This is a genomic window from Paenibacillus lentus (assembly GCF_003931855.1).
Lineage (GTDB): Bacteria > Bacillota > Bacilli > Paenibacillales > Paenibacillaceae > Fontibacillus > Fontibacillus lentus.
Genome location: NZ_CP034248.1, coordinates 269,424 through 293,443, shown reverse-complemented (window position 1 = coordinate 293,443; position 24,020 = coordinate 269,424). Strand labels below are relative to the sequence as shown.

The window sequence follows — 24,020 nt, the reverse complement described above, 5'->3', positions numbered from 1 at the left end:
AAAGTACCTATAACCAGGGGAAGCATCCCCATGGCAAGAAGAGGGCTGGACGGCCCTCTTTCCGTATTTTTACAAATGGTTTGCATTTTTAATCTGAGGAGGATATAATATTAATAGTTGATTAAAGTGATGCAGTATCGATATTCACACATTGAAAAGAGTGTCACCTTTTGAGATGGAGCTTTTTTCAATGTGTGAATTTTTTATGTAAAAATGAACATGTTAATATTTTTAGGAGGTACCCCTGATGGAAACTGGAACAGTAAAATGGTTTAACGCTGAGAAGGGCTTTGGCTTTATCGAAGTGGAAGGCGGAGATGACGTATTCGTTCATTTCAGCGCAATTACTGGCGAAGGCTTCAAGACTCTTGATGAAGGCCAACGCGTACAATTTAACGTAGTTCAAGGCAACCGCGGACCGCAAGCCGAAAACGTCGTCAAACTGTAATGCAGACAAAGCTGCTCTTAACGGATCCGTTAAGGGCAGTTTCGTTAAGATATAAGAAAGTACAACTTCTAGCACAGACATCCTTATATCATAAGCTAAGTTTTAAGGATATTAACCATATATGCAAGAGCACCAACATTAAAGGCGGTCTGTCTACTGTGAAACTACGTCGATAGACGTTTTTCTTGTTTAAAGGGGATAGGGTTTCCCTATATAAGTAGCCTTATTACCCAAAGGAGGGAAAACATGAATTACCGTAAAAAAACGTTAGAAGAAATTCCTGAGGAGAACACAGCGGTATGGTCGTGTACGAGCGAGAGCTGCAACGGTTGGATGAGGGATAATTTTGCGTTTGATTACACTCCGGTATGTCCTCTGTGTTCCTCTACCATGGAGAAGGGGATGCGAATGCTCCCTCAACTGGTGAATACGAATTTGGATCAGAAGACGCTGGCTAAAGGCGTGAAAATTGACCAATAAGTCACCAACTCATAATGAAGCAGCTGTACTCCACTGGAGCTACAGCTGCTTTTTTGTGCTTTGCGAGAGGTTCCTTCGGCATTCTGAATTTGGAATGAGGCGAGGCATACATGACAGTCGTTTAGATGATAGTTGTGTGTTAAAGGGTGGTCCTGTGGATCGGTCGATGGTGTTATCGATACTGCCGCTGATAGTACTACGGGAATCGGCTCAATCGCTACGGGAAAATAGTGCGAACAAGTAGAGATAATTGGCTTAACAACTGGGAATTGGGTTCGAAAGCCGTACATAGTATCAAGCCCCCATCTCGCGCAGATCTATAGTCGCAGCCTTATCCCTGTCGGTTGTGGCTTTTCCAGTATAAAATGGCGATTTGCGTTCGGTCACGGACTTGGAGCTTGGCGAGAATATCGGTAATGTAATTTTTAACGGTGCCTTCGCTAAGGAACAGCTTTAGAGCAATCTCCTTGTTAGACAATCCCTCTGCAATCAAGGTGACGACGTTGTGCTCGGCCGCGGTTAGCCCAGCATCTCTTAGTTTACTCGCATTGACATCGGAATTCGTATTTGGCCTTGCATTCGGGGGGCGAAGCATCCCCGTCAGTTTCCGAGCGATGTCGGGGTGGATGAGCATGCTGCCGCTATGTACGGTCTTGATCCCTTGGATCATTCGGTCGGGAGGAATATTCTTGAGCAAATAGCCGCTGGCTCCACTCTGCAAAGCGTCAATAATGAATTCATCATCATCAAATGTGGTCAGGATCAGTACGGCGATATGCGGGAAAAGTGCTTTGATTCGCTTCGTTCCTTCCACGCCATCGCATTCCGGCATGCGGATATCCATAAGCACAACATCCGGCATGGCGACTTCACCATCCTGCAGCTTGCGCACAGCCTCAATACCATTGCACGCCGTGCCCACGACATCAATATGCGGATCCATTCTGATCAGGATCGACAAGCTCTCCCGGATAAAAGGATCATCGTCTACGATAAATACAGATAAGTCCTTATTCGTCATCGTCATCTCATTCACTCCTGCCTGTTTATAGCACTTCTCCTTGGCGTGAGACCGGAAGCCGGGTCGTTACCGTAAAGTAAGGCTCCAGCTCAACCTCAAGACTTCCCCCGGCAACTTGGCATCGCTCGCTCATTCCTGCCATTCCTAAGCCAGTCACATTGTTTAAATTTTCGTGAAGCAGAGGCAGTGTTCCGTTATTGCTTACGGCCATACAAATTTCGTTTTCGTTATAGCTGAGTTTAATTTCTACCACATCGGGCCGTCCGTGCTTCAGAGCATTGGTCAAGGATTCACGCGCATTTTTGTAAAGAATGATTTCTAGGCTTGGATATAAAGGGTAGGGCTGGCCTTCAACGGATAAGGCCGTGCGGATGCCGTTCTCTCTACCGATCTCTTCCAGCATAATTCTTAGCGCCTGAGTGCCTGTCACCTCGGATGGCGGCTTCAGGCGGCGCACGGTGGCGCGCAATCCATCCATTCCCGTCGATAGTTGATCCCGAATTTGCACAAGCAGGCTCATCCCTTTATCCGGGTCGCCAGGAATGACCTGCAGCGCAGCTTCCATCATCATTTTCGCGCGGATGAGGCGATGTCCCAAATCATCGTGGAGCTCCCTGGATATCCGTGTCCGTTCCTCGGCTTGAGCGGCTTCTTCCACTTGTTTGCTGAACAGCAGTAATCGGCGATTTGCCTCATTGAGCTCGTAATGTCGTCTGCGCAAATCATCGTAGACTTGCTGGATCACGTCTTTTTGAGTGGTGACATACTGGAAGTAAACAAGGATCGCAGTCATAAACACCAAGAACAATAGTATGCCAATCCGCCAGCTAAGCGGCTCGGAATTCATAGCGAAATAGACGGTGCCAAAATGAAGCGCAAATAAATTGACTTGAACAAACCGGCTAGGCATGGACGAGTATATAAACACGGGCGAAAGGGCCATCAGACTTGCCAGACCGCCATAAGTATAGCTGAGCCAGGCGGAAGCGGCCATGAGCAGTAGACACCATATTGTGAAGTGAACGTTCTGCTTTAAGAAACGCCCTAAAACCGCCAAAGTAAACAAGGCTAGTATATGTATGACATATCGTTCATAGGGAGAGTTTTGCAGTAGAAAAATATGAAAAAAACCTGGGATCAAAATGCTCCCGTACATGAAGGGAAGAAGCATAGGCTTCGCCATCGTTCTCAACCCTTTGCCTTCAAGATAAGATGCTCCTTATTATAGCATAATCGCTTTAACGGTTAGGACACGGGAAGCGGTGACTTTCGTCACTTCTTATTGGTGACTATCGTGACCTTACGGGGGGAGAACAGCCTGATACAATGGAATAAAGCAGTTATTAGGTAGGGGGAGAACATAGGATGGCTCTTGTAGAAGTAAAAAATGCCGTGAAACGATATGGGGATAAATTGTCCGTCGATCATTTGAATATGGAGATAGAAGCGGGAGAGATCTTTGGGCTGCTCGGCCCGAATGGAGCAGGAAAAAGTACGACGATAAATATGATTGTCGGACTGCTGCCGATGGATCAAGGCTGTATTACTGTAGATGGGATCGACGTGAAGGAACGTCCGTTGGAAGTGAAGAGAAGAATCGGACTGGTTCCGCAGGATCTTGCTTTGTATGAAAATATGCCTGCTGCAGATAATGTGGCGTTCTTCGGTAGACTGTACGGCCTGCGGGGGTGGGAGCTGAAGGAACGCGTTAAAGAGGCGCTGCGGTTCGTCGGTCTGGAGGAGCGGGGCAAGCAGCTGCCGCATACGTTCTCCGGGGGAATGAAGCGACGTTTGAATATCGCCTGCTCGATCGTACACCGTCCGAAGCTGATTATTATGGATGAGCCGACCGTGGGGATCGACCCTCAATCTCGAAATCATATTTTGGAATCGGTGAGAGAATTGAATCGCATGGGCTCCACGGTAATATATACGAGTCATTATATGGAGGAGGTTGCGGCCCTTTGCGACAGGGTAGCGATTGTGGATCAAGGCCATGTTATTGCCTGTGGGACGGAGCAAGAGCTCAGGGATCGAGTCGCGGGGGAAGAGAAGATCATTATGAAAGCCTCCGGCGTTGGCGAAGCCGTTCTAGCGGAGCTTCAGCAGCATCCGCGTATCATTCGTATGAAGCAAAATGAGAATGGGCTTGAGCTATACACGTTGTCTTCACAAAATGAGCTTCAGGATATTTTGTACGTCTGTGCGAAGCACGATGCTGTCATTCACTCCGTTGTATGCGAGCAGCCGACCCTAGAGACGCTGTTCCTCAATTTGACCGGGCGCACGCTGCGGGATTAGGACTAGGAGGGAATACACTGTGAAGTTATTTACAATCGCCTGGTTCGAGCTGCGAACGCTCGCACGAACGCGTGCCGTCTTGCTGAATTTATTTTTACTTCCGATGGTACTGATATTTATATTGGGCAATGCGCTTTCGGGCAATTTTGCAGATGGCACGGAAGCATCGATAAATATGGTGCGAGTCATGATAGTGGAGGCAAAGCCCCAGCCAGGGAGAGGGGCGCATGAACAGACTTGGGTGCGGTCACAACCAGAGACGGCAGCAGGGGCGCATTTAGTTGGTCTTGGGTTCAAGGAGTTTCTGGGCAGCCCTGAAATCGAACAGAGACTGCAGACGGAGTATGTAACAAATCGCGAGGAAACAGTCGAAGCATTGATTCAGCGGGAAGCCGATTTTGCCGTGGTTATTCCGTATGATTTCGAGCAGCGGGTCATGACAGGGATGGAGGCGAAGTGGGAATTGATTCCGGGGAAGGACAGTATGAAGAATCATATCGCCGAAATGATTTTTCAGGCTTATTTGGATGAAGTGAACCGGATACAAGCAGCGATTATCGTCTTAGGATCCGAGGGCGTGGTGGAGGCCATGAAAGCGATGAATGATCTGGATTCCACCTATGTGGAGACAGCGACCTTGAACGAACAAGGCAAGATGTATTCTTCCTTCCAATATTACGCGGCTTCTATGCTGATCATGTTTCTACTGTATTCCGGCCTCTCTGCGAGCATCAGTCTGTCTGAGGAGAGGCGGAACAACACGCTGTATCGCCTAAATGCCATGCCTGTGAGTACACTGGAAATATTCACGGGGAAAATTGTCGGGAACAGCCTAGTCGCTTTTTTGCAGGCGGCTGTCATTATTGGGGGTACCTCTTTGTTATATGGCGTAGACTGGGGAGATCACTTAGGGCTGCTGATCTTGATTTGCGTGCTCGTCGTCATGGCTTCCATGATGCTGGCCGTTGTCATTACCTTGCTGGTCAAATCATCCGTGGTAGCCCGCTCCGTCGTCGTAACGGTTATTGTGGTGATGACCTTTCTGAGTGGCGGCTTTCAGCCATTACCTATTGAGCTCGTACAGCGGCTTGGCGAATTTACGGTCAATCACTGGGCGCTCCAAGGAACGCTGCGATTAATGCTTGGGGTAGAACCGGCTGAAGTGATGCAATATATTATGATGCTGGGCTTATGCTGCGGATTGCTGCTAATCGCCGGAATCGTTTCTTATCGGAAGGTGGGTTATCATGAGTAGCTTGACGATCGCGTGGAACGTCATAAGACGAACTATCGGCACCAAGAAAGGGATGGCGGGCTACATTTTGCTGCCATGCGTGGTTATTGCTTTAGTCATTGCTCTGTTAGGAAGAGAAGATATGATGCTGGCTCAAATTGCGTATGTGGATAAAGATCAGGGAATGGCGAGCGCCTATCTGCTGGCGGAGTTGGCTAATAAGCCCAACTATGCCTTGAAGTCGTATGAAGACGAGGCGGACATGAAAGAAGCGCTTCTGTCGAAAAAGGGGTCGACAGGCTTTGTGATCCCTGCCGGCTTTACAGAGGGAGTATACTCCGGCAATGTACCTAATTTTCAGGTGTACGATTTAATGACGAGTGAAACGACCTTCACCCTCCGGGTTAATCTAGATGGGATCGTTCGCGGGATGGTGTCTTCCGCTGAACTCGTTAAAACTTCTACGGGAGAGAATGATCCGGATCAGACCATATTGGCCAGCGTGTTCAAAGAGACGAGAAAACACCGTGTAACCGCGGTCGATCACAACCTGCGTCTCTATCCGAAGGAGGGGCTCAGCACAGTCACCGGCTTTACGCTGATGTTCCTCATGAGCTTAATCAGCAGCTCGGTGACGCAAATCGTCGAAGATCGCAGTAAGCGCACAATGGCACGCGTATTCAGCGCGCCGGTCAGGGCGTGGGAGATTGCCGCGGGCAATTTTCTAGGCAGCTTCTTTGTCGGTGTCATTCAAATTGCCATCGTGCTGCTGCTCAGCCGCTCGGTGCTGCGTTATGATGCCGGAATCCCGCTGTACCAGCATTTTATCGTATTGGCCGCATTTATGCTCGTCGCGATGGGAATTGCTAGCGCAGCAGCCGGGCTTATCCGCAATCCGCAGAACGCAGGTATGCTGAACAGCCTGATTATTACTCCGACCTGCATGATCGGAGGCTGTTTTTGGCCGATCTCCTTCATGCCGGAATATATGCAGAAGGTAGCTAACTTTGTCCCGCAGAAATGGGCGATTGAGGCGATTGAGCTGCTGTCCTCCGGGAGCAGCCTCCAAGGCATCGGCATCCCTCTGCTCATACTGGTGCTTATGGCCTTTGTATTGTTAATCGTCGGTTCGGCGATCCTTCGTCCCAGCGAGGGACAGGCAAAGGCATGATTTGCAAGCTTCCGCAATTAAATTCTAGTCACAAAAAACAGGTTATCCGGGGACGTTCAGCGTCATCCAGATAACCTGTTGTTGCTTAATGATAGAAATTAGTGGAAAAAGATTGCGTCCCCATATAAAATTAAATATGTTGGAAGGAAGTTAGTTGGTTGGCGCCTGATCATTAATGCGGCGGTATTCCTTTAGCATATACAATCGCCAGCTTAAAATCATTCCATAGGCCAGCAGGAAAAATACGGCGCCCGTTTGAAAAAGTGAGATATATTGCTCAACGACCTCATGCAGGACAAGCCTAAGTGCAAGCAAGCCGATCAGGATATACGCGAAACCGCGAGTTCGTTTGACATAGACCTCGCCGTCGATGATCTCAAATTGGGTGCTGCGATTGAGCGGGTAGGAGAAGAGCAATGCGCCTACAGCGAAGGCGAGTACGCCCCAAAGCATGGGAATATGCGTTTCAGGAACGATAAACATCCCAAAGCCTGTAGTCATGCCGAGCGGCGGAATAATGATTTTCTTAATTGTCACAGGCCTGCGGCTGGCCTTTAACCGAATAAATAAAGCAAGCACGGCCATAAAGATGGCTCCTGCAGTAACAACAACCTGCATATAAGAAGGACTTAATATGTTCATGAGCTGTCCCTTTCTTGAACAAGTATAGTATTTGTTGTATGCGCTATCCGTGTAAATGATGGCGAGACCATTATAACATAAATCATATACAGAAATTATAAATGAGTGTATGGGGCAGAGAAATGATTTGCTTAGATTTGCAGCTTAGTGTTTCAAAGATATCACTGAGAGGGGAAAGAAAGATGAACAGCGAGTTTACGGTTGCCTTGCATTGCCTGCTTTTTCTGCATCTTCATAGAGAGTGCATGGCTAACAGCGAGAAAATCGCAATGAGTGTTGCAACGCATCCTGCCCGTGTCCGCAAGGTACTGAGTTTGTTGAGAAAGCAAGGATACGTAGCGACGAAAGAAGGAGTAGGCGGCGGATACCTGCTAAGCGCTGACTTGAATACCATCAGCCTTGGCGACTTGTATCGCCTGTTCGCGAGGGGCTCACTTCAGCCAGTGTGGTGCTCGGGCAATCAGGAATCGCCCTGTCAGGTGTCCTCGAACATGCATGAGGTGATGGATCGAATTTTTGCTGGCGGCGAAGATTGGCTCGAACGCTATTTTGACGAAATTAAAGTATCCAGAGTAAAGGACTTGCTTCAGAATTTGCGTCCAGAATCGAGTAGTGTGACAAACGGATAAGGGAGGAAATATGCAATGAGCATCTTTGATCAACACGAGCAGTATTTCTACGTTGGAGGGTACTCGTCCGCAGAGGAACCAGGGATTCACCTCTGCGCCCTAAATCTCGGCAGCGGCAGGCTCCGCCTTGTTGATTGTACTTCTGGAATAGAGAACCCGTCCTTTCTAATTGTCAGCGAATGGTCGGATGAGCTACGGTTGTTCGCGGCCATGGAATGCGAGGAGGGCAAGGTGGCCGCATATAATATTGAGCGTAGCGATGGGCGGCTTACGCTGCTTCGTTCGGAAAGCACTGGCGGAGCCAGCCCCTGTCATGTATCATTATCTCCTTCCAGACACCTGCTTGTCGCCAACTATTCCAGTGGACACGTGAATAGCTTCGAACTGGATGAGCAGGGGAGGCTGGCCGGAAAGGCTGCTACGGTCCAGCATGTCGGAAGCGGCTTTCGCCAAGACCGTCAGGAATCCGCTCATGCCCATCACGTCCTCCCATCTAAGGACGGCCGATACGCCTTCGTATCCGATCTAGGTCTTGATCAGATCATTATTTACAGGTTAGAAGACGGCAAACTGGTCACCCATCGCGAGGTGGTGCTTCCGCCGGGGGCAGGACCAAGGCATTTCATCATTCATCCCTCGGATGCGATCGCTTATGGCATCAACGAGCTTAATAACACGATTACCGTGTATGCTTATAATCCAACGCACGGCATTTTGGAAATCCTACAGCATGTCAGCACGCTTCCGGAGAATTTCGCCGAGGAGAGCTATGCAGCGGATATTCATATCTCCCCAGATGGCAAGTATTTATATGCATCGAACCGGGGCCACGACAGCATTGTTCGCTTCAAGCTGGACGAGTCGGACGGGGGGCTGAGCGCACCGGAGTGGACGAGCACCGGTGGCAGATGGCCGCGTAATTTTGCCGTTACCTACGATTTTGTGATCGTGGCCAACCAATTCAGTAATAACATCAAAGTGCTTCGCAGAGACCCTGTAACAGGAAGCCTATCACTTACGGACAGTGAACTTGAGGTGAAGGAGCCATCTTGCGTCGCGATCGTACCGCATGAATCACAGGTGAGTGGCGTTTAGGTTCAATTATCTTATAACAACTCAGCGAAAAGAAAGACGAGGCTGCCAGCCTCGTCTTTTGCTGTGGGGATACAACGTGCTCATCTTGGAATATAAGCGCTTCTTATAGATTTTTAATACAATTACAATAAAAGTGTTTGACAAGAAAACCCAGCGCATATAGAATACAATCATAGCATACTAAACAGGTAGGAATAATAAAATAATGTTCTCACCGTACGGACGGAGGAACGCTCTACTTGCCTTGGCAGACACGGTAGCAGTTCGGTCTGACCGTGGGGGGCTAGGGCGTTCCTCTTTTCTAATTTTGCTAAAGCAGCTTCGCAGGGATCGGGGAAATTACAGAAATTTTAAGAGAGTATGGGGAGAGTGAGTGGTAATGAAAAAGGTGTTGAAGCAAGGGATGGTTGTTAGTCTCGTGCTGGCTGTTTCTTTGGTAGCAACGGCCTGCGGAGACAAGAGCAGCGCTACCGATGCCGAAGGAAACGGGGGAAAGGCAAAAGAGATAACCCTGCTGAACGTATCCTATGATCCGACCCGTGAATTGTATTCCGAGTTCAACGAAGTCTTTGCTGCTCACTGGGAGCAAAAGAGTGGGCAGAAGGTTAAGATCAGGCAATCCCATGGGGGTTCGGGCAAGCAGGGCCGGGCTGTCATCGACGGGCTTGACGCTGATGTCGTTACACTGGCTCTCGGCTATGATATCGACGCGGTTCAACAGGCCGGTTTAATTCATGAAGGCTGGCAGCAGAAATATGATCACAACAGTTCACCTTACACCTCGACGATCGTTTTCCTGGTTCGTAAAGGCAACCCTAAAGGGATCAAAGACTGGGATGATCTGATAAAGGACGGTATTGAGGTCATCACACCGAACCCGCAAACCTCAGGCGGAGCACGCTGGAATTACCTTGCGGCTTGGGGATATGCGATGCATCAGAACAACAATGATGAGGTCAAGGCACAGGAGTTTGTGAAGGAGCTGTATGAAAATGTTCCGGTCCTGGATAGCGGTGCCCGCGGGGCAACCACGACATTTGTGGAGCGTGGACTAGGGGACGTGCTGCTCGCTTGGGAGAATGAGGCCTGGCTGTCGGTGGAAGAGCTTGGTCCGGATAAATTCGATATTGTCTACCCGTCGGAGAGTATTATCGCTGAACCACCTGTAGCTGTTGTAGATAAAAATATCGATAAAAAAGGCACTCGCGAAGTAGCCGAGGCTTACTTAGAGTACCTGTATTCAGAAGAAGGCCAGACCATTGCCGCAGAAAATTACTATCGGCCTACGCTGGACAGCGTAAAGAGTAAATTCGAAGGTGCGTTCCCGGAAATTAAACTGTTTACGATTGACGAGGAATTTGGCGGATGGGCTGCAGTTCATGAGAAGCATTTTAGAGATGGCGGCATATTCACGCAAATTTATGCGCCTAAATAACCGACCGGATAAACGGAGGAGCATCCTAGGCAAGGGGAAAGGGATGCACAGATGGAAAGGATGAGCATTCATGCACAGTAGCACTTCAAAGCGCGGAGTGCTTCCCGGCTTCGGGATCACGATGGGTTACAGCGTACTATATATTAGCTTGGTCGTATTGATTCCGTTATCTGCGCTGCTGCTGAATTCGACGGGTCTTACCTGGGAGAAGTTCTGGGATGTTGCGACAGATTCACGCGTACTTGCTTCATATAAGGTGAGCTTTCTGACTGCGGCAGCGGCCGGATTAATTGATACCGTACTCGGTCTCCTGATCGCGTGGGTACTCGTTCGATATGATTTTCCCGGCAAAAATATTTTTGATGCGATGATCGATCTTCCCTTTGCTCTGCCTACTGCGGTAGCAGGGGTGTCGCTGACAGCGATCTATTCGGCAAACGGCTGGATCGGCTCCTTATTTGAGCCGCTAGGGATAAAGATTGCATTCACCCCGATTGGCATCACGCTGGCGTTGATGTTCATAGGGATTCCCTTCGTTGTCAGGACGGTTCAACCTGTACTCCAGGAACTGGATGCAGAAGTCGAGGAGGCTGCGGCAACGCTGGGCGCCAGCCGCTTCCGGACATTTCGCTCCGTCGTACTGCCCGAGCTGCTGCCGCCGTTGCTGACGGGATTTGCCCTGGCATTTGCTCGCGGGATTGGGGAATACGGATCCGTTGTTTTCATTTCCGGCAATATGCCGATGAAGACGGAGATCGCCCCTCTGCTCATTATGTCGAAGCTGGAGCAGTTCGATTACGCCGGAGCTACAGCGGTGGCTTTGATCCTGCTGTTCATATCTTTTGTACTGTTGCTGCTCATCAACTCCCTGCAGCGGAAAGTACGCAAGACGGCGAAAGAGTGAGATCGCGGTCAATGCGTCATGCCGAGGAGGAGAGAGACGGGGTAAATAATCACCGCAAATAATCACCGTAATGAGCTGAGAAGTCTCATGGAGAAGGTGCAGCTAAGAGCTTGAAAAGAGCTTGAAAAAACAACAATCGCTGGAGAACTAGAACAGGAGAGTCTAGCAATCAGAAATCAGGGAGGTATCAGGAAATGGCTGGCTTTGTACCGCTATCTGCCAAGAAGCCATCCACGGTCAGGCAGCGCAAGGTGAATGAATCAAGCGTTATGAAATGGATTCTGATCGGGGCAGCAGTGCTGGTGCTGCTGTGGCTTATCGTTTTACCGCTAGTTGTAGTTATTACAGAAGCCCTGAAAAAAGGCTGGGGAGTATACATCGAGGCGATCGGGGATCCAGATGCCTTGTCGGCCTTGAAGCTCACGCTTCTAGTCGCACTCATTACGGTGCCGCTGAATACCATTTTTGGTGTAGCTGCTGCTTGGGCCGTGACAAAGTTTAAGTTTCGCGGAAAGCAGCTGCTAATCACGTTAATTGACTTGCCGTTTGCTGTATCTCCCGTGATTGGCGGATTGATCTATGTTCTTGTATACGGTGCTAATGGCTGGCTCGGCCCGTGGCTGCAGGAGCATGATTTGAAAGTCATATTCGCTCTCCCGGGGATCATTCTTGCGACCTTATTTGTAACCTTTCCTTTCGTCGCCAGAGAGCTCATTCCGTTAATGGAGGATCAGGGGCAGCAGGAGGAAGAGGCTGCAGTGATGCTTGGGGCACGGGGCTTTAAAGTCTTCTGGAAAGTGACACTGCCGAATATTAAATGGGGACTCTTATACGGCATTATACTATGTAATGCTAGAGCGATGGGGGAATTTGGCGCGGTATCCGTCGTCTCTGGGCATATCCGTGGGGAGACCAATACACTTCCGCTACATGTGGAAATTTTGTATAACGAGTACCAGTTCTCTGCGTCTTTTGCCGTAGCTTCTTTGTTGCTGCTGCTAGCGCTCGTTACTTTAGTGTTCAAAAGCTGGTTTACGCGTAAAAGTCAGCATTAATATTTCATGGGAATAAATATGGACACAGACAGAATTGCCGAGGAGAGGGAGGCAGTAAGCATGGCAAAACCATTAAAGGTTGACGATGTATGGTTAGATCGGATTGCAGGATTGTTAGACAAGATGGAGTTCGGCTCGCTCAACATTGTCGTCCATGAAGGACAAATCGTTCAGATGGAGCGTACAGAGCGGAAACGTTACGAAATGGGTGCTTCCAGTTCTGCCAAGTCCTCCGGAAGCCAGCGAAATTCAGCCCGGCCATTCCGGCAATCTGGAAGTAGATAGAATACAGAGTAAAGAAGACAGGGAATGGATCATTCTTGGATATGAAGAAGAGAACAACCCCGATCCGGTGGCTTGAAAGGTCGGTAAGACCTGCAAGGCAACACAGGGATCGGGGTTATTTATGCTGGAATCGCAGATGAATAAATTAAGGCGATCCAGAGTCTTTGGATTTCAATCCAGAATCCATATCAAGGTCGGGTGAATCCACAAGCTGAGCCTCCAGCGCGGATAGCTCGTTTTCTTCGAAATAATGGCCTACGAAGGGGCGGGATTTGCGCGGCTTGTTATGACTAAAGCGAAATCCTGCTAAAAAGAGCAGCAGCTGAAGTGTAAATATATACGGAGCCCAGGACAAGCCGATCATATGCAGCAAAGCGGTCAAAGCAATGATAACGGCTAGCCAGCGCTGCAGCAAAGAACTGGACGACTCCCTTCTCCAGCCCCTGAGGTAGGGATATAGTATAAGCAGGGAGAATAGGCATGAAAGAAAGCGAGTCCAAATATATAGCAGGGACCATTGATCTTCTGATGTGCTCCAGCGCTCATCTCCGATGTAGCCGAGCGAATCCAGTGAGCCTAGGAGCCAGAGAACCAGCATAAAAATACCGACCGTAAATATAAACGGCAGCGCATGATGGAACTGCTGCCATAAAGACCAGCCCCAACCGGGCTTCTCTGTGCGGCGTAACAGTACGCTGCGCTCTTCTACCAATCGTTCCGTCTCGCGCTCGATTGTTCTTAACAGCAGTGTAAGGCGCGTTCTGTCCCCTTCGTTCATCGTATAAGCTGTAATCTGTGCTAGCAAATCCTCTGTTGCGTATGGTGCGGCTTTACAGGCCAGCAGCTTATCGACCAGCTGCGCATGCTCGGCAGATGACGGTTCATTCTGTCCGTCGATTTCCCGAAGCAGAGCTCCCGTCGCTGCGGCGTATATTTCCAAGCTGCGATGCAGACGTTCAAGTCGCACATTGATCTTGTGTGTCGTTCTTCGCTTGGAGGCGCCATATTGCCAAATGAACAGTATAAGCGCTGGCGCTAAAATGACGGCTGTAGGAGAATACAGAGAAGGCCACACTATCCAATCCGAAAGTGACACCTAAACCACCCTTTCGATCTTCCTCATTCCACTATTGCATACGTTAGGTACGTTTTTCAAGCGGAGAAATGGAAAAAAACGCCGTGGCTTCATTTTGCATGTCTGCTCCTGCCCTAAGCGGGGATATAGCAAGATTATCATCTGTTCAGAAGCCTATGGTCTTCTTTCATAAGCGAGGTAGCTTATGCTATATTTGACCTAATAGGACGCTTGGCGTGATTGAATAGGCCTTCGGGGCAAGCGCACAAGCATAAGGATCTCGGGCTGAGAACCTTTACCGAAGAGGTGTCTATCCTACTACTGCTTGGTGGAGAGCGGCGTGATCGACTAAACCAGTCTGCGCATGCTTGGCAAGGATGATGCCTGGGTGCTTCGGTTGCTGGTGGCTTCGGTTGCCTGGCTCTTCGGTTGCTGAAGAAGCATGGTTATGATCGACTGATCGATAGAAACATGGTTATGATTGACTGATAGACTGATATACGGATGGACGTGGCCTACATCGATTGAAGGAAGGCGCATATCTTTACTTAGTGCCGCAGCAGCGGAGCAGGAGGGAGAAATCGCATGGAACAGGAGCAAGTTCGTGTTGTCAGAGAAGTTCCGGATGCTGGAGATTATGCCGTACTGAGGAAGCAAGCAGGACTGAGTCCGAGAAGTGAGCAGGGGATAAAAATCGGGTTGAGCAACTCACTTTTTGCGGTGTCACTATATGCTGGCAATGAAGGAAAGGAGCTTGTCGGCATGGGGCGAGTGGTCGGCGACGGGGGTTGTTTCCTGCAAATTGTGGATATCGCCGTGCGTCCAGATTATCAGGGACAAGGGCTTGGGAAGCTCATTATGGATGAGCTTATGAATGATTTGAAGAACGAGGCGCCAGATGAGGCTTATGTCAGTCTGATCGCTGATCGGCCGGCTGACAAGCTTTATTTGAAATATGGCTTTCGGTATACGGCGCCCGAGTCTCTGGGCATGTATTTGAGAATTAAGAAAAAAAGATGAGAAATACTGGGATGATTCTCGGAAATGATCACAAAGGAGATGTCTTTTTGACTGCCATTGTTATTGAAATTTTTTTGATCGCCATTTTGGCGGGAATTGTTGGCTCCATTCTTGGGCTAGGTGGCGGAATCGTCGTAACTCCGGCGCTAACCCTGCTATTCGGCGTGGACATTAATCATGCAATCGGAGCGAGTCTGATTTCGGTTATCGCGACCTCTAGCGGCTCGGCCGTTGCTTACATAAGGGATCGGATTACCAATGTGAGGGTAGGCATGTTCCTGGAGATTGCCACAACGGTCGGGGCGATAACGGGAGCGTTCCTAGCTGCGTTAATTGCACCGAATTTCTTATACTTCATATTTGCCCTGCTGCTGCTTTATTCAGCGTATGCGATGGTGAAGAAGGGCAAGGAGGAAATCCCTGTTAACGTTCCGCAGCATCCGGTAGCCGAGAAGCTGGGGCTAGGCGGAGAATACTATGATAAAGCGCTGGGCCGAAAAATTACTTATAACGTAGACCGGGTATACGAAGGCTTTGGCGTCATGTACGGGGCTGGTGTGGTTTCCGGACTGCTGGGAATCGGTAGTGGCAGCTTCAAAGTTATGGCAATGGACGTTTTTATGAAAATGCCGCTCAAAGTGTCCACAGCGACGAGCAACTTCATGATGGGCGTCACCGCTGCTGCCAGTGCGGGAATCTATTTCCTGCGCGGTGACATTATCCCCGTCATTTCAGCGCCAGTCGCTCTCGGCGTATTGGTCGGGGCAACGATCGGGGCGAGAATTATGCAGCGGCTAAAAAGCAAAACGATCCGCAAGCTTTTTATCCCCATCATGATCTACATCGCCTTCCAAATGATATACCAGGGATGGAGGGGTTGACCTATGTCGGAACAGCAACAGCAAGCAAAACATCAGGAGCGGACAGCCGAAGTTGAAATCGCCGTCAGCAAAATGCTGCGAATCGGCATCGTTCTGGCCGGCCTAGTTATCGTTGTCGGCCTTATTCTATTTCTCGTCACGGGGGACAGCGGCTATCCCGAGGATACCTTTCCAACGAGTCTGCCCGACATATTCCAAGGCGTGCTCCAACTGAAGTCCGTAGCTATTATCGAAGTTGGCTTAATCCTACTCATTTTGACCCCTGTATTTCGCGTATTCGTCTCAATGCTCGCGTTCATCCACGAGAAGGATTACCGGTTCGTGGTTATTTCGATTTTCGTCCTGATTATTTTAGCTATCAGCTTTGTGCTGGGCAAGGTTGGAACCTAGACTAGCCTGAACGCTAGCCATATCTTTAATTTGGAGTAGATTGAACTAGAGGTTGAACCTGAGGGCAGAGCGAGAGGCGGAAATTAGAGCCAAAGGCAGAACTAAAGGGCAGAGCCAGAGGCAGAGAGTACGAGAAGTAGAACAAGAAAGAACAAGAACTAGAACTAGAAGTAGAAGTAGAAGTAGAAGTAGAGCTAACCCAACCCCAAACTCAAATCCAACTGGATTTATACAGACTGTTGAAGTAATTGATTTTCTATGCAAGAAAACATACTTTCCACGGAAATCCAGAATCGAAAGGATTAAAATATAAGGTGAGTTCCCGTTTGTACGAGAAAAAAGCTTGGCTAGGTGCCTTGCTATTTTCTTAATGTTCTGCACTATGGCAGTCATCAGTGCTTGTTCCTGCACTTTTTCCCGGCCACGCAAACGGGAAATGCGAAGCCCATGGAGCACTTTGGCATCCGCGAAGCTTCGCTCAACTGTTTTACAACGGAGCTTATACAAGATCTGTCCTGAAGAGCTACGGTAATTCGCTTCTACTCGCTCTTTAAACCCTTCCCAAACATGCCGCTGAATTTTACGTTTACGATTTTTGCTTGATGTACAGCTATCCAATAATGGGCATTGGCCACATAAGTCAGGGTTGGACATATATTCTTTGTATCCATTGCGATTGGTTGTGTGGTAAGTCAGCTTAGATCCATTGGGACATATATAAGCGTCTTGTTGCGGGTCATAGGAAAACTCTTCTTTGGGTATAGTCCCCTCTGCTGTAGGGGCATTACGAGTAGCGATGACACTGAAAATACCCATCTCGCTTGTTTTTTTGCATATGTAGGGCGTCATATATCCTGAATCCAAAGCAACAGCTTCTAACGTATTGTGAAAGTCAAATGTATCGATCTGTCTTTGAAGTCTTTCTATATAAACGGTTGAGTCATTCACATTTCCAGGGGTAACATGGACATCCGTAATGAGATTGAATTTGTGATCGACTGTACGATGATCCAAATAATAAAACCCTTCGGGTTTGCCTTTACGCTTCATAAAGCCACTTTCTGGATCGGTGTTACTCACTCGCAGTTTTTTTTCAATCGTTTCGTTTTTCACGGGCGGCAGCGGCTTTTTTTCATGACGCTCTCGTTCTTGATTAACAGCTGTCTCCAATTCTTTTAAATATTCAAGGGGCGTTTCCGTCACAACTTGCATCGATGAACGATTTTTATTCGCGTTAGCTTGGATGTGCGTTGAATCAGTAATGAGAACACGTCCCCCTACCATGTTATGACGGATGGCCAAACGGACTACTTCGTCAAAAATGTCTTGAAAAATGGTAGATCCTTTGAATCGCACATTACGGTTGTAACTAATCGTCGAGTGATCCGGCACAGGATCCGTTAAGCCTAGACCGAGGAACCAGCGGTAGGCTACGTCCGTTTTAATTTCTTGCTCTAATTGCCTTTCGGAGTGAATGCCATATAAATAACCAATCAGCATCATTTTGAAAAGGCGAATCGGGTGAATTGGAGGCCTCCCTAATGTGCCGTGATAGTAGGGGCGAGTCATCTCCGTAATAAATGAAAAATCTACGTTTTCATCAATGATTCGTAGTAAATGATCTTTTGGTACAAGCATATCTATACTAACCAATTCAATTTGATTTCTATCTTGTTGAATGTTAGGCAACTCGCGCACCACACTTTCAATATATTACCTATATTATACCAAATTAACGCGGTAATGTGATCTAGATAGGGGCTTTTTCAACAGTCTGATTTATAGTAGTTAGTTTCTGCGATAATGAAGGAAAAGTAGATTTAAATGGATTTCATGTCGTTAGAAAAAAGAAATGGCCAATTCTGAGCTGGATTCCCTGATTCTAGGTGCATAAAATCCATCTAATTCCTTGAAACATTCGTTTAGAGCGAAATTAGATACATGAAATCCATTTCGTGGTGTGACAGTAGCAGAATCTTGAAGTAGTGAAGTCTCGAAGAAATGAAACTCTTCAGAACATTTCTAAAAAAAACGGAAACTTTCTGAAAGAAAGCTGGGAAACTGTTTTGGGAGCATAAGCATGCGGTTACTTTCGTGGTCGGAATTCAGCATCTTAGGAACCTATACCATCTGAGAAATCCATCTGAGAAATCTGGAAACAACAGCGAGAGTGGGAGCATTTAGATACATTCCAGGTTCAATTCAATAGTTGTTCAATCTAGTTGGTACCAGAACCAAATCTAATCATCAGGTAGTTCTAGTTCATACGATCATTATGGTAAATGTAAAAGTGGTTTGTTGTTTCAGGTGACGATCCTAATGGTTACTACCATGCGACCAATACCTATATGGTAAAATATAAAGCCTCTTCCGCCAAGCTTGTATAGGCTTAATGCCTATCCTTCTTCAGTTAGGAAGGGGCCTTGTCATATAAGCAGAATTAGGGTAATTAAGAAACCAGCCAGCCGTACCGCTTTATCTTCTGCCGCTTTATCCTTAGCGTTTTATCCGTAGACGTTTGATCTCCTGCTGTTTGTGATAATGATAATACAAGCACAATCAAATTTAGAAGAGAGAAGGCGTTCGAATTGAAAATCTTAATTTTTGGTGGCACGGGTACGATCGGAAAAGCTATTTTGGCAGAGGCGCTGCGGCGGGGGCATGAGGTAACCGCGGTTGTCCGCAATACCGTTAAGCTGGAAGGTTTGGAAGACCAAGAGGGGCTTCATCTGCTCCAGGGAGATATTTTAATGCCCGAATCGATTGCGAAGGCGGTGGAAGGCAGGGATCTCGTTATTAGTGCATACGGGCCCAAGTTTGGAGAGGAGGATGAGCTTCCAGAAGCAGCTCGCTCCTTGGTCGAGGGTGTGAAGCGCGGCGGAGTGCGCCGGTTAATCGTGGTTGGCGGGGCCGGAGGGCTGGAAGTGGAGCCTGGCGTTTTGCTGATGGATACCCCCGAATTCCCGGAAGAGATCCGTCCTTTAGCGCGAGCTCATGATGAAGCCTACCAAGTATATAAAGCATCTGATTTGCTGTGGACGGTATTGAGTCCAGCAGCAGTCATCGAGCCGGGCAAACGCACGGGGCAGTTTCGAATCGGTACGAATCGGCTGGTTACGGATGAGAGGGATCAGAGCCGCATCTCCATCGAGGATTACGCCGTAGCCTTGCTGGATGAAGCGGAGGATCCGCAGTTCCCTGGAGCCCGTTTTACAGTCGCTTATTAGAGAAAGACAGATGTGATCTAACAAGTTACGGGGCCTACGAGATCAATAAGGGATGCAGAACCTAGTTCTGTTGGCTATGAGGCAGCTTTGTTTTTTTACAGTCTGTGGAGGGCAGTCTTTGGCTGTTTATACGGCATACTGCATGGCAAATTAGAAGGGCAGGGGAAACAGAACATGCAGATGGTAACTTCTGAACAGATGAGGGAGATCGACGATTATACGATAAAAACGCTGGGCATTCCCTCGATGGTTTTAATGGAAAACGCCGGGCGAGTCATTGCGGAGGAGGTGCTTGCTTATTGCCGTGTTCGATCCGGAAATGAGCAGCAAGGTTCGGCGGAGGTGGCTGACCCGAGCGTCGTTCGTCAGGAGGCTATTCGTTGGGAATTGGCCGAGCGGGAGAGATCTCGGGGGGAACGCTGGCTTATCCTAATTGGAAAAGGCAACAACGGCGGTGACGGGCTGGTCTGTGCCCGTCATCTGATGGACGCGGGGGTGCGCGTCCATCTGCTCTATGTGGAGCCGCCGGAATCGCTTCGCGGTGATGCGGCGGCGCAGCATGCGATCGCGGAAGCGCTTGGGCTGCCGCGATCAGTGTACACGCCCGGTGAAGCCGATATTTTCTCCGGCTTCACCGGGATCGTCGACGCGCTGCTCGGTACAGGCGCGAAGGGGGCTCCGCGAGGGGCTTACGCTTCCCTTATCCGCGCAGCAAATGGAAGCGGTCTGCCGATCGTTGCGGCAGATATACCGAGCGGCTTGGACGCCGATACGGGCGGTGTGCACGACCCGTGCATCCGGGCCCGGAGGACGGTCAGCCTGGCCTTCTTGAAGGCGGGGCTGACCCAGTATCCGGGAGCTGAGGCTGCGGGGGAAGTGGTGGTGCGTTATATCGGCATTCCGCCTGTCCTGCCTCGGCATGTGCCCGGTGCAGGGCAGGTTTTGTCCGAGGCCTCGTTGCGGAGCGAGCTCGGCATCGGGTTAGACCGTCCTCGCAGGGCGGACGGTCACAAGGGCACGCACGGGCACGTGCTGCTGGCCGCAGGCAGCCTGCCGATGAGCGGCGCTGCGCTGCTCTCGGCCAAGGCCGCGCTTCGCGCCGGCTGCGGGCTGGCCACGTGGGCGCTGCCAGCCGCGCTGCTGCCGCATGCGGCCGGCGCCGTGCCCGAGCTCATGACCGCCCCGATTCCCGATGACGGGAACGGGGCGTGGAGCGAGGCCGCCGCGGACGAAGTGCTGCGGCTTATGCAGGCGCGCGATGTGCTCGCCGTCGGCCCGGGGCTGGGCCGATTTCCGGGCGAGGCGGGCTTCCTGCGCGCGCTTTGGGAGGGCATCCCCCGTCCACTTGTCGTGGACGCGGATGCCCTGAACATTCTCGCTGCGGCCGGAGGCCTTGCAGCGTGGCAGCGCCGGGCTGCGGCGACGGTGCTGACGCCGCATCCCGGCGAAATGGCCCGGCTCGCCGGGCTGAGCACGGCCGAGGTGCAGCGGGATCGGCTCGGCTTCGCGCGCCGATTCGCCGAGCAGCACGGCGTGACGCTGGTGTTGAAGGGAGCCCGCACGGTCGTTGCGGACCCCGACGGCCGCGTCTTTGTCAACACCACTGGTCACCCCGGGATGGCGACCGGAGGGAGCGGCGATGTGCTCACGGGCATCATCGCCTCATGGCTTGCCCAAGGCCTGAACGGAATTCAAGCCGCTGCGCTCGGCGTATATCTGCACGGCCTTGCTGGAGAGCGCGCCGCTTCGGCGCGATGGACGTCCGGCTCCTTGCTTGCCGGGGATATTGTTGAGGCGCTCTAGTCCATCGTTTGGAAGACAATTGTCGGTAAAGGACGGAAGGGAATGGGGGAATGGGCTTATTCGTTAAGCCTGAACATTTTTCGCCTGTTATGTTGTAACCCTATCTAGTGGGCTGTCAAGAACTTTGTTAAAGTCTGAACAATTATGCTTGTTACGTTGTAACCATGGCACCGCCGTTTACGTGCATAACTTCGCCGGTAACGTAGCTGGAATCATCGCTCGCCAAATAAACATAAGCAGGAGCGAGCTCATAGGGCTGTGCTGCCCGCTCAATCGGCGCATCGGTGCCAAATACGGCTACTTTTTCGGCGCTATAGCTGGAGGGAATGAGAGGCGTCCAGGTTGAGCCGGGTGCAACGGCGTTTACACGAATGCCGTAATCGATGAGCGAGAGCGACAGGGAGCGGGTGAATGAGACAATGGCTCCTTTTGTAGAGGAATAGTCGATCAGCGTCTTATGTCCTTTATAAGCTGTAATGGAGGTGGTATTGATTATCGAACTTCCACGGCGCAAATGGGGCAGTGCTGCCTGAACCATGAAAAAAAACGGGAATATATTCGTTTGAAAGGTCTGGTACAGCTGTTGCTCGGAAATATCAACGATGCTGTTCTGAGGATACTGTACGCCATGATTGTTGACCAAAATGTCGAGACGGCCAAAAGCAGAGATCGTCTCATGCACGACGGTTTCGCAATTTCTTTTGAAACGAAGATCGATTTGGATGGGCAGGCAGCATTGTCCGAGCGCCTCCACACGAGCTTTGGTCTCCATGGCGTCCGAGGTTTCCCACAAATAGGGGATAACGACGTCTGCACCCTCTTTGGCGAAAGCGATCGCCGTAGCCCGGCCAATACCGCTGTCTCCGCCCGTAATAATTGCAACCTTGCCTTTAAGCTTACAACTACCGCGGTAATTTGGATTCTCTGAGATCGGCTTAGGGCTCATGAAGCTTTCCAATCCCGGTTGAAAAGGCTGATGCTGAGGCGGGAAGGCTATAGGCTGTTCTTTGCATACCGTTTCTTTGGCGTAATACGGGTAAACAGGATTTTCATTATTTGTTGGATAAGGGGGCATTGGATGCGGATATGCTGGCATCGGAGGGGACGAGTGGTTCATAGTTTTCATGAAGCCCTTGCTTCTCGCTGAATTAAGATTTTCGGCTATCGAGTTGAATGATTTCATCGAATCAATCGAAGGAATCATCGTGAACGAGGGAATCGCTCGACTCATCGTACTCATTGGATTTTCAGGAATTATCGGATTCAAAATAAAAACCTCCAGATCATGGTAACTTCTTTGAAGTATGAGTATGCATTTGCCTAGATGAGGGTGCCTGATTGACATTTACTTTAAATATTGATAGCCTTTTTTTAAGTAGAGTGATTTAGTCGGGATTAGGTCGGCGGCAGCCCGTAATCACAAATGATCAAGAATTAGATCGAACGGTGAAAATTAGTTATGCTACAGAAATAGCGTGCAAAAAAGAACCTAGCAAAGGAGAATATAAATATGCCAAAGGTGACAATTATTAACGGAAGTCCTACGCCCGGCTCCCGCTTGACGGCGATAATCGAGCTGGCCGATGAACTGCTGCAAAAGCAAGGTTTTGAGGTTAATCATGTGAATGTGGGCGAGCTTCCTCCAGAGGATCTCATCCATACGAAATTCGAAAGTGAAGCGATCGTGAAGGCGAACGGACTAGTCGCTGAAGCGGATGCGATCATCGTTGCCAGCCCGGTGTACAAAGCATCATATACGGGAGTGTTGAAGACATTCCTGGATCTCGTCCCGCAAAAAGGCCTAGCTGGCAAAATTATTTTGCCGCTATTTATCGGTGGCAGCCTGGCGCACCTGCTGTCTATTGACTATTCGCTTAAACCAGTGCTATCGGCGCTTGGTGCACGTCATATTCTAGGTGGGGTTTATGCGGTGGATGCTTATATCGCTCGTACGGAGCAGGGCGGCTTCGAGATCAATGAGGAGTTGGTCACCAGATTGGAAGATAATGTTGCAGAGCTAGTCGAGGAAACATATCGACGCGTTCAATTTGCGGAGCTGAAATAATTTAGAACCGGTTTAAATAGCTTGAAATGGATTCGAGTAGCTTGTAGTAGTTTGTAGTAGTTTGTAGTAACTTGAGGTGGCTTTGAATTCGCTTGGAATAGATTGAAGTGACTTTAAAGTGCTTGAAGTGCTTGAAGTGCTTGAAATGCTTGAAATGTTTGAAGTAACTTTGAAGTAGCTTCCAGTGACTTTAAAGTGCTTGAACGGGTGCTTGGCTTAGCTCGCATTACTTTGAAGAAGCTAATGGCGATTTTGCGATTTGATATACCTGAGCAGCTGCGGCTACAACAGAGAACACATCTTTAGCGAGAATGGAACCACCGGAATGAACCACTATAGATGGATCTATAAAGCCAAAAAAGGCTCTAAATCGTTCATTTAGAATGATTTAGAGCCTTTTCGTATATCTGAATTAGGGCTTGTTGTAATTAAAAAAGCAACGTATGTTAGATGCACGCTTTAACTGTATTCGTTGTTACTTGTTATTATTCGTGGCATTTAAAGTTGCAGAGCCAACTGAATGAACGTCATAACTGTATTCGTTGTATTTAAATGATCCAGTATCGGCTGGTTGCACAGATTAGCTGGATTTCTTGTAGTTAAAACAAGACAAACAGGCTAGTAAGACAAAAAGTAATGCTTTAAATACACGAAATACAGTTATTTTTGCTAAAGTGCTTTTGCAAGGAAAATAGACACATGAAATCCATCTAAGTCAGACGCCCACCAAGTTCCGCCTTCCAAGTCGGCCTTCCAAGTTCCGCCTTCCAAGTCGGCCCACCAAGTTCCGCCTTCCAAGTCACGCCCTCCAAGTCCGCCCTCAATGTCTTCATTGAAGTAGAACATGCTGGCAGAGTCT

Annotated in this window: 24 protein-coding genes and 1 pseudogene; 18 read left to right on the top strand and 7 right to left on the bottom strand. The window is 49.2% G+C overall.

Annotated features, from left to right (window positions below):
* The first annotated feature begins 247 nt into the window (after nucleotides 1–247).
* Both EIM92_RS01435 and EIM92_RS01430 read left to right on the top strand, forming a co-directional pair.
* Nucleotides 248–448, top strand: a complete 201-nt coding sequence (locus EIM92_RS01435) for a cold-shock protein (RefSeq protein WP_110930208.1) — start codon at nucleotides 248–250, stop codon at nucleotides 446–448.
* Between the two features lie 246 nt (nucleotides 449–694).
* The gene (locus tag EIM92_RS01430; RefSeq protein ID WP_125081153.1) at nucleotides 695–928 is read left to right on the top strand and encodes a cold-shock protein; all 234 of its coding nucleotides are present in this window, start codon (nucleotides 695–697) and stop codon (nucleotides 926–928) included.
* A 331-nt stretch (nucleotides 929–1,259) separates the two neighbouring features.
* On the opposite strand, the gene EIM92_RS01425 is transcribed toward EIM92_RS01430, so the two are convergent.
* Together EIM92_RS01425 and EIM92_RS01420 are read right to left on the bottom strand one after the other, a co-directional pair.
* Nucleotides 1,260–1,955 carry a response regulator transcription factor gene (locus tag EIM92_RS01425; RefSeq protein WP_246021165.1) on the bottom strand — a complete coding sequence of 232 codons (696 nt, stop codon included), beginning with the start codon at nucleotides 1,953–1,955 and terminating at the stop codon, nucleotides 1,260–1,262.
* A gap of 19 nt (nucleotides 1,956–1,974) precedes the next feature.
* A complete protein-coding gene (locus tag EIM92_RS01420) occupies nucleotides 1,975–3,132 on the bottom strand; it encodes a sensor histidine kinase (RefSeq protein WP_125081152.1) in 1,158 nt (385 codons plus the stop codon).
* Nucleotides 3,133–3,314: 182 nt separating this feature from the next.
* Between EIM92_RS01420 and EIM92_RS01415 the strand changes: the two genes are divergently transcribed.
* The 3 genes from EIM92_RS01415 to EIM92_RS01405 are packed head-to-tail and all read left to right on the top strand — an operon-like array spanning nucleotide 3,315 to nucleotide 6,655.
* Nucleotides 3,315–4,250, top strand: a complete 936-nt coding sequence (locus tag EIM92_RS01415) for an ABC transporter ATP-binding protein (RefSeq protein ID WP_125081151.1) — start codon at nucleotides 3,315–3,317, stop codon at nucleotides 4,248–4,250.
* 19 nt (nucleotides 4,251–4,269) lie between these two features.
* Nucleotides 4,270–5,505 (top strand): ABC transporter permease, encoded by a 1,236-nt coding sequence (locus EIM92_RS01410; protein ID WP_164514996.1) that lies wholly within the window; start codon nucleotides 4,270–4,272, stop codon nucleotides 5,503–5,505.
* On the top strand, nucleotides 5,498–6,655 hold the full coding sequence (locus tag EIM92_RS01405) for an ABC transporter permease (RefSeq protein WP_125081149.1): 1,158 nt from the start codon (nucleotides 5,498–5,500) through the stop codon (nucleotides 6,653–6,655). Before EIM92_RS01410 ends, EIM92_RS01405 begins: the two co-directional genes overlap by 8 nt.
* Before the next feature lie 150 nt (nucleotides 6,656–6,805).
* On the opposite strand, the gene EIM92_RS01400 is transcribed toward EIM92_RS01405, so the two are convergent.
* Nucleotides 6,806–7,297, bottom strand: coding sequence for a CcdC family protein (locus tag EIM92_RS01400; RefSeq protein WP_125081148.1), 492 nt, complete (start codon nucleotides 7,295–7,297; stop codon nucleotides 6,806–6,808).
* A 182-nt stretch (nucleotides 7,298–7,479) separates the two neighbouring features.
* On the opposite strand from EIM92_RS01400, the gene EIM92_RS01395 reads away from it, so the two are divergent.
* The 6 genes from EIM92_RS01395 to EIM92_RS01370 all read left to right on the top strand — a co-directional run bounded on the left by EIM92_RS01395 (nucleotide 7,480) and on the right by EIM92_RS01370 (nucleotide 12,700).
* Nucleotides 7,480–7,926, top strand: coding sequence for an RrF2 family transcriptional regulator (locus tag EIM92_RS01395; protein WP_125081147.1), 447 nt, complete (start codon nucleotides 7,480–7,482; stop codon nucleotides 7,924–7,926).
* A 15-nt stretch (nucleotides 7,927–7,941) separates the two neighbouring features.
* Nucleotides 7,942–9,021 carry a lactonase family protein gene (locus tag EIM92_RS01390; protein ID WP_125081146.1) on the top strand — a complete coding sequence of 360 codons (1,080 nt, stop codon included), beginning with the start codon at nucleotides 7,942–7,944 and terminating at the stop codon, nucleotides 9,019–9,021.
* Nucleotides 9,022–9,400: 379 nt separating this feature from the next.
* A complete protein-coding gene (locus EIM92_RS01385) occupies nucleotides 9,401–10,456 on the top strand; it encodes a sulfate ABC transporter substrate-binding protein (RefSeq protein ID WP_125081145.1) in 1,056 nt (351 codons plus the stop codon).
* A 70-nt stretch (nucleotides 10,457–10,526) separates the two neighbouring features.
* Entirely contained in the window at nucleotides 10,527–11,360 is an 834-nt protein-coding gene (gene cysT, locus EIM92_RS01380) for a sulfate ABC transporter permease subunit CysT (protein ID WP_125081144.1), read from the top strand.
* A 194-nt stretch (nucleotides 11,361–11,554) separates the two neighbouring features.
* Complete coding sequence (gene cysW, locus EIM92_RS01375) at nucleotides 11,555–12,415, top strand: sulfate ABC transporter permease subunit CysW (protein ID WP_125081143.1); 861 nt, start codon at nucleotides 11,555–11,557, stop codon at nucleotides 12,413–12,415.
* Nucleotides 12,416–12,475: 60 nt separating this feature from the next.
* On the top strand, nucleotides 12,476–12,700 hold the full coding sequence (locus tag EIM92_RS01370; protein WP_125081142.1) for a YezD family protein: 225 nt from the start codon (nucleotides 12,476–12,478) through the stop codon (nucleotides 12,698–12,700).
* Between the two features lie 145 nt (nucleotides 12,701–12,845).
* Here EIM92_RS01370 and EIM92_RS01365 read toward each other — a convergent pair whose 3' ends face one another.
* Nucleotides 12,846–13,796, bottom strand: coding sequence for a hypothetical protein (locus tag EIM92_RS01365; protein ID WP_125081141.1), 951 nt, complete (start codon nucleotides 13,794–13,796; stop codon nucleotides 12,846–12,848).
* 219 nt (nucleotides 13,797–14,015) lie between these two features.
* Here EIM92_RS01365 and EIM92_RS23590 point away from each other — a divergent pair, with 219 nt between their 5' ends.
* The 4 genes from EIM92_RS23590 (at nucleotide 14,016) to EIM92_RS01350 (ending at nucleotide 16,066) form a co-directional block, all read left to right on the top strand.
* Entirely contained in the window at nucleotides 14,016–14,156 is a 141-nt protein-coding gene (locus EIM92_RS23590; RefSeq protein WP_164514995.1) for a hypothetical protein, read from the top strand.
* A 204-nt stretch (nucleotides 14,157–14,360) separates the two neighbouring features.
* Complete coding sequence (locus EIM92_RS01360; RefSeq protein ID WP_125081140.1) at nucleotides 14,361–14,795, top strand: GNAT family N-acetyltransferase; 435 nt, start codon at nucleotides 14,361–14,363, stop codon at nucleotides 14,793–14,795.
* Between the two features lie 47 nt (nucleotides 14,796–14,842).
* Nucleotides 14,843–15,676: a sulfite exporter TauE/SafE family protein gene (locus EIM92_RS01355; RefSeq protein WP_211344413.1), complete on the top strand. Its 834-nt coding sequence runs from the start codon at nucleotides 14,843–14,845 to the stop codon at nucleotides 15,674–15,676.
* Between the two features lie 3 nt (nucleotides 15,677–15,679).
* Nucleotides 15,680–16,066, top strand: coding sequence for a DUF1634 domain-containing protein (locus EIM92_RS01350; protein ID WP_125081138.1), 387 nt, complete (start codon nucleotides 15,680–15,682; stop codon nucleotides 16,064–16,066).
* 342 nt (nucleotides 16,067–16,408) lie between these two features.
* Here the strand turns inward: EIM92_RS01350 and EIM92_RS01345 are convergent.
* A pseudogene (locus EIM92_RS01345) lies at nucleotides 16,409–17,764 on the bottom strand (IS1182 family transposase); the annotation flags it as partial.
* An 890-nt stretch (nucleotides 17,765–18,654) separates the two neighbouring features.
* Here EIM92_RS01345 and EIM92_RS01340 point away from each other — a divergent pair.
* A complete protein-coding gene (locus EIM92_RS01340; protein WP_125081137.1) occupies nucleotides 18,655–19,293 on the top strand; it encodes an NAD(P)-dependent oxidoreductase in 639 nt (212 codons plus the stop codon).
* Nucleotides 19,294–19,467: 174 nt separating this feature from the next.
* Complete coding sequence (locus EIM92_RS01335; RefSeq protein ID WP_125081136.1) at nucleotides 19,468–21,096, top strand: NAD(P)H-hydrate dehydratase; 1,629 nt, start codon at nucleotides 19,468–19,470, stop codon at nucleotides 21,094–21,096.
* A 151-nt stretch (nucleotides 21,097–21,247) separates the two neighbouring features.
* Here the strand turns inward: EIM92_RS01335 and EIM92_RS01330 are convergent, their stop codons facing one another.
* Nucleotides 21,248–22,171 (bottom strand): SDR family oxidoreductase, encoded by a 924-nt coding sequence (locus EIM92_RS01330; RefSeq protein ID WP_125084969.1) that lies wholly within the window; start codon nucleotides 22,169–22,171, stop codon nucleotides 21,248–21,250.
* A gap of 435 nt (nucleotides 22,172–22,606) precedes the next feature.
* Here EIM92_RS01330 and ssuE point away from each other — a divergent pair, with 435 nt between their 5' ends.
* Nucleotides 22,607–23,161, top strand: a complete 555-nt coding sequence (ssuE, locus tag EIM92_RS01325) for an NADPH-dependent FMN reductase (RefSeq protein ID WP_125081135.1) — start codon at nucleotides 22,607–22,609, stop codon at nucleotides 23,159–23,161.
* A gap of 669 nt (nucleotides 23,162–23,830) precedes the next feature.
* On the opposite strand, the gene EIM92_RS23585 is transcribed toward ssuE, so the two are convergent.
* Complete coding sequence (locus EIM92_RS23585; protein WP_164514994.1) at nucleotides 23,831–24,007, bottom strand: hypothetical protein; 177 nt, start codon at nucleotides 24,005–24,007, stop codon at nucleotides 23,831–23,833.
* Nucleotides 24,008–24,020 lie beyond the last annotated feature (13 nt).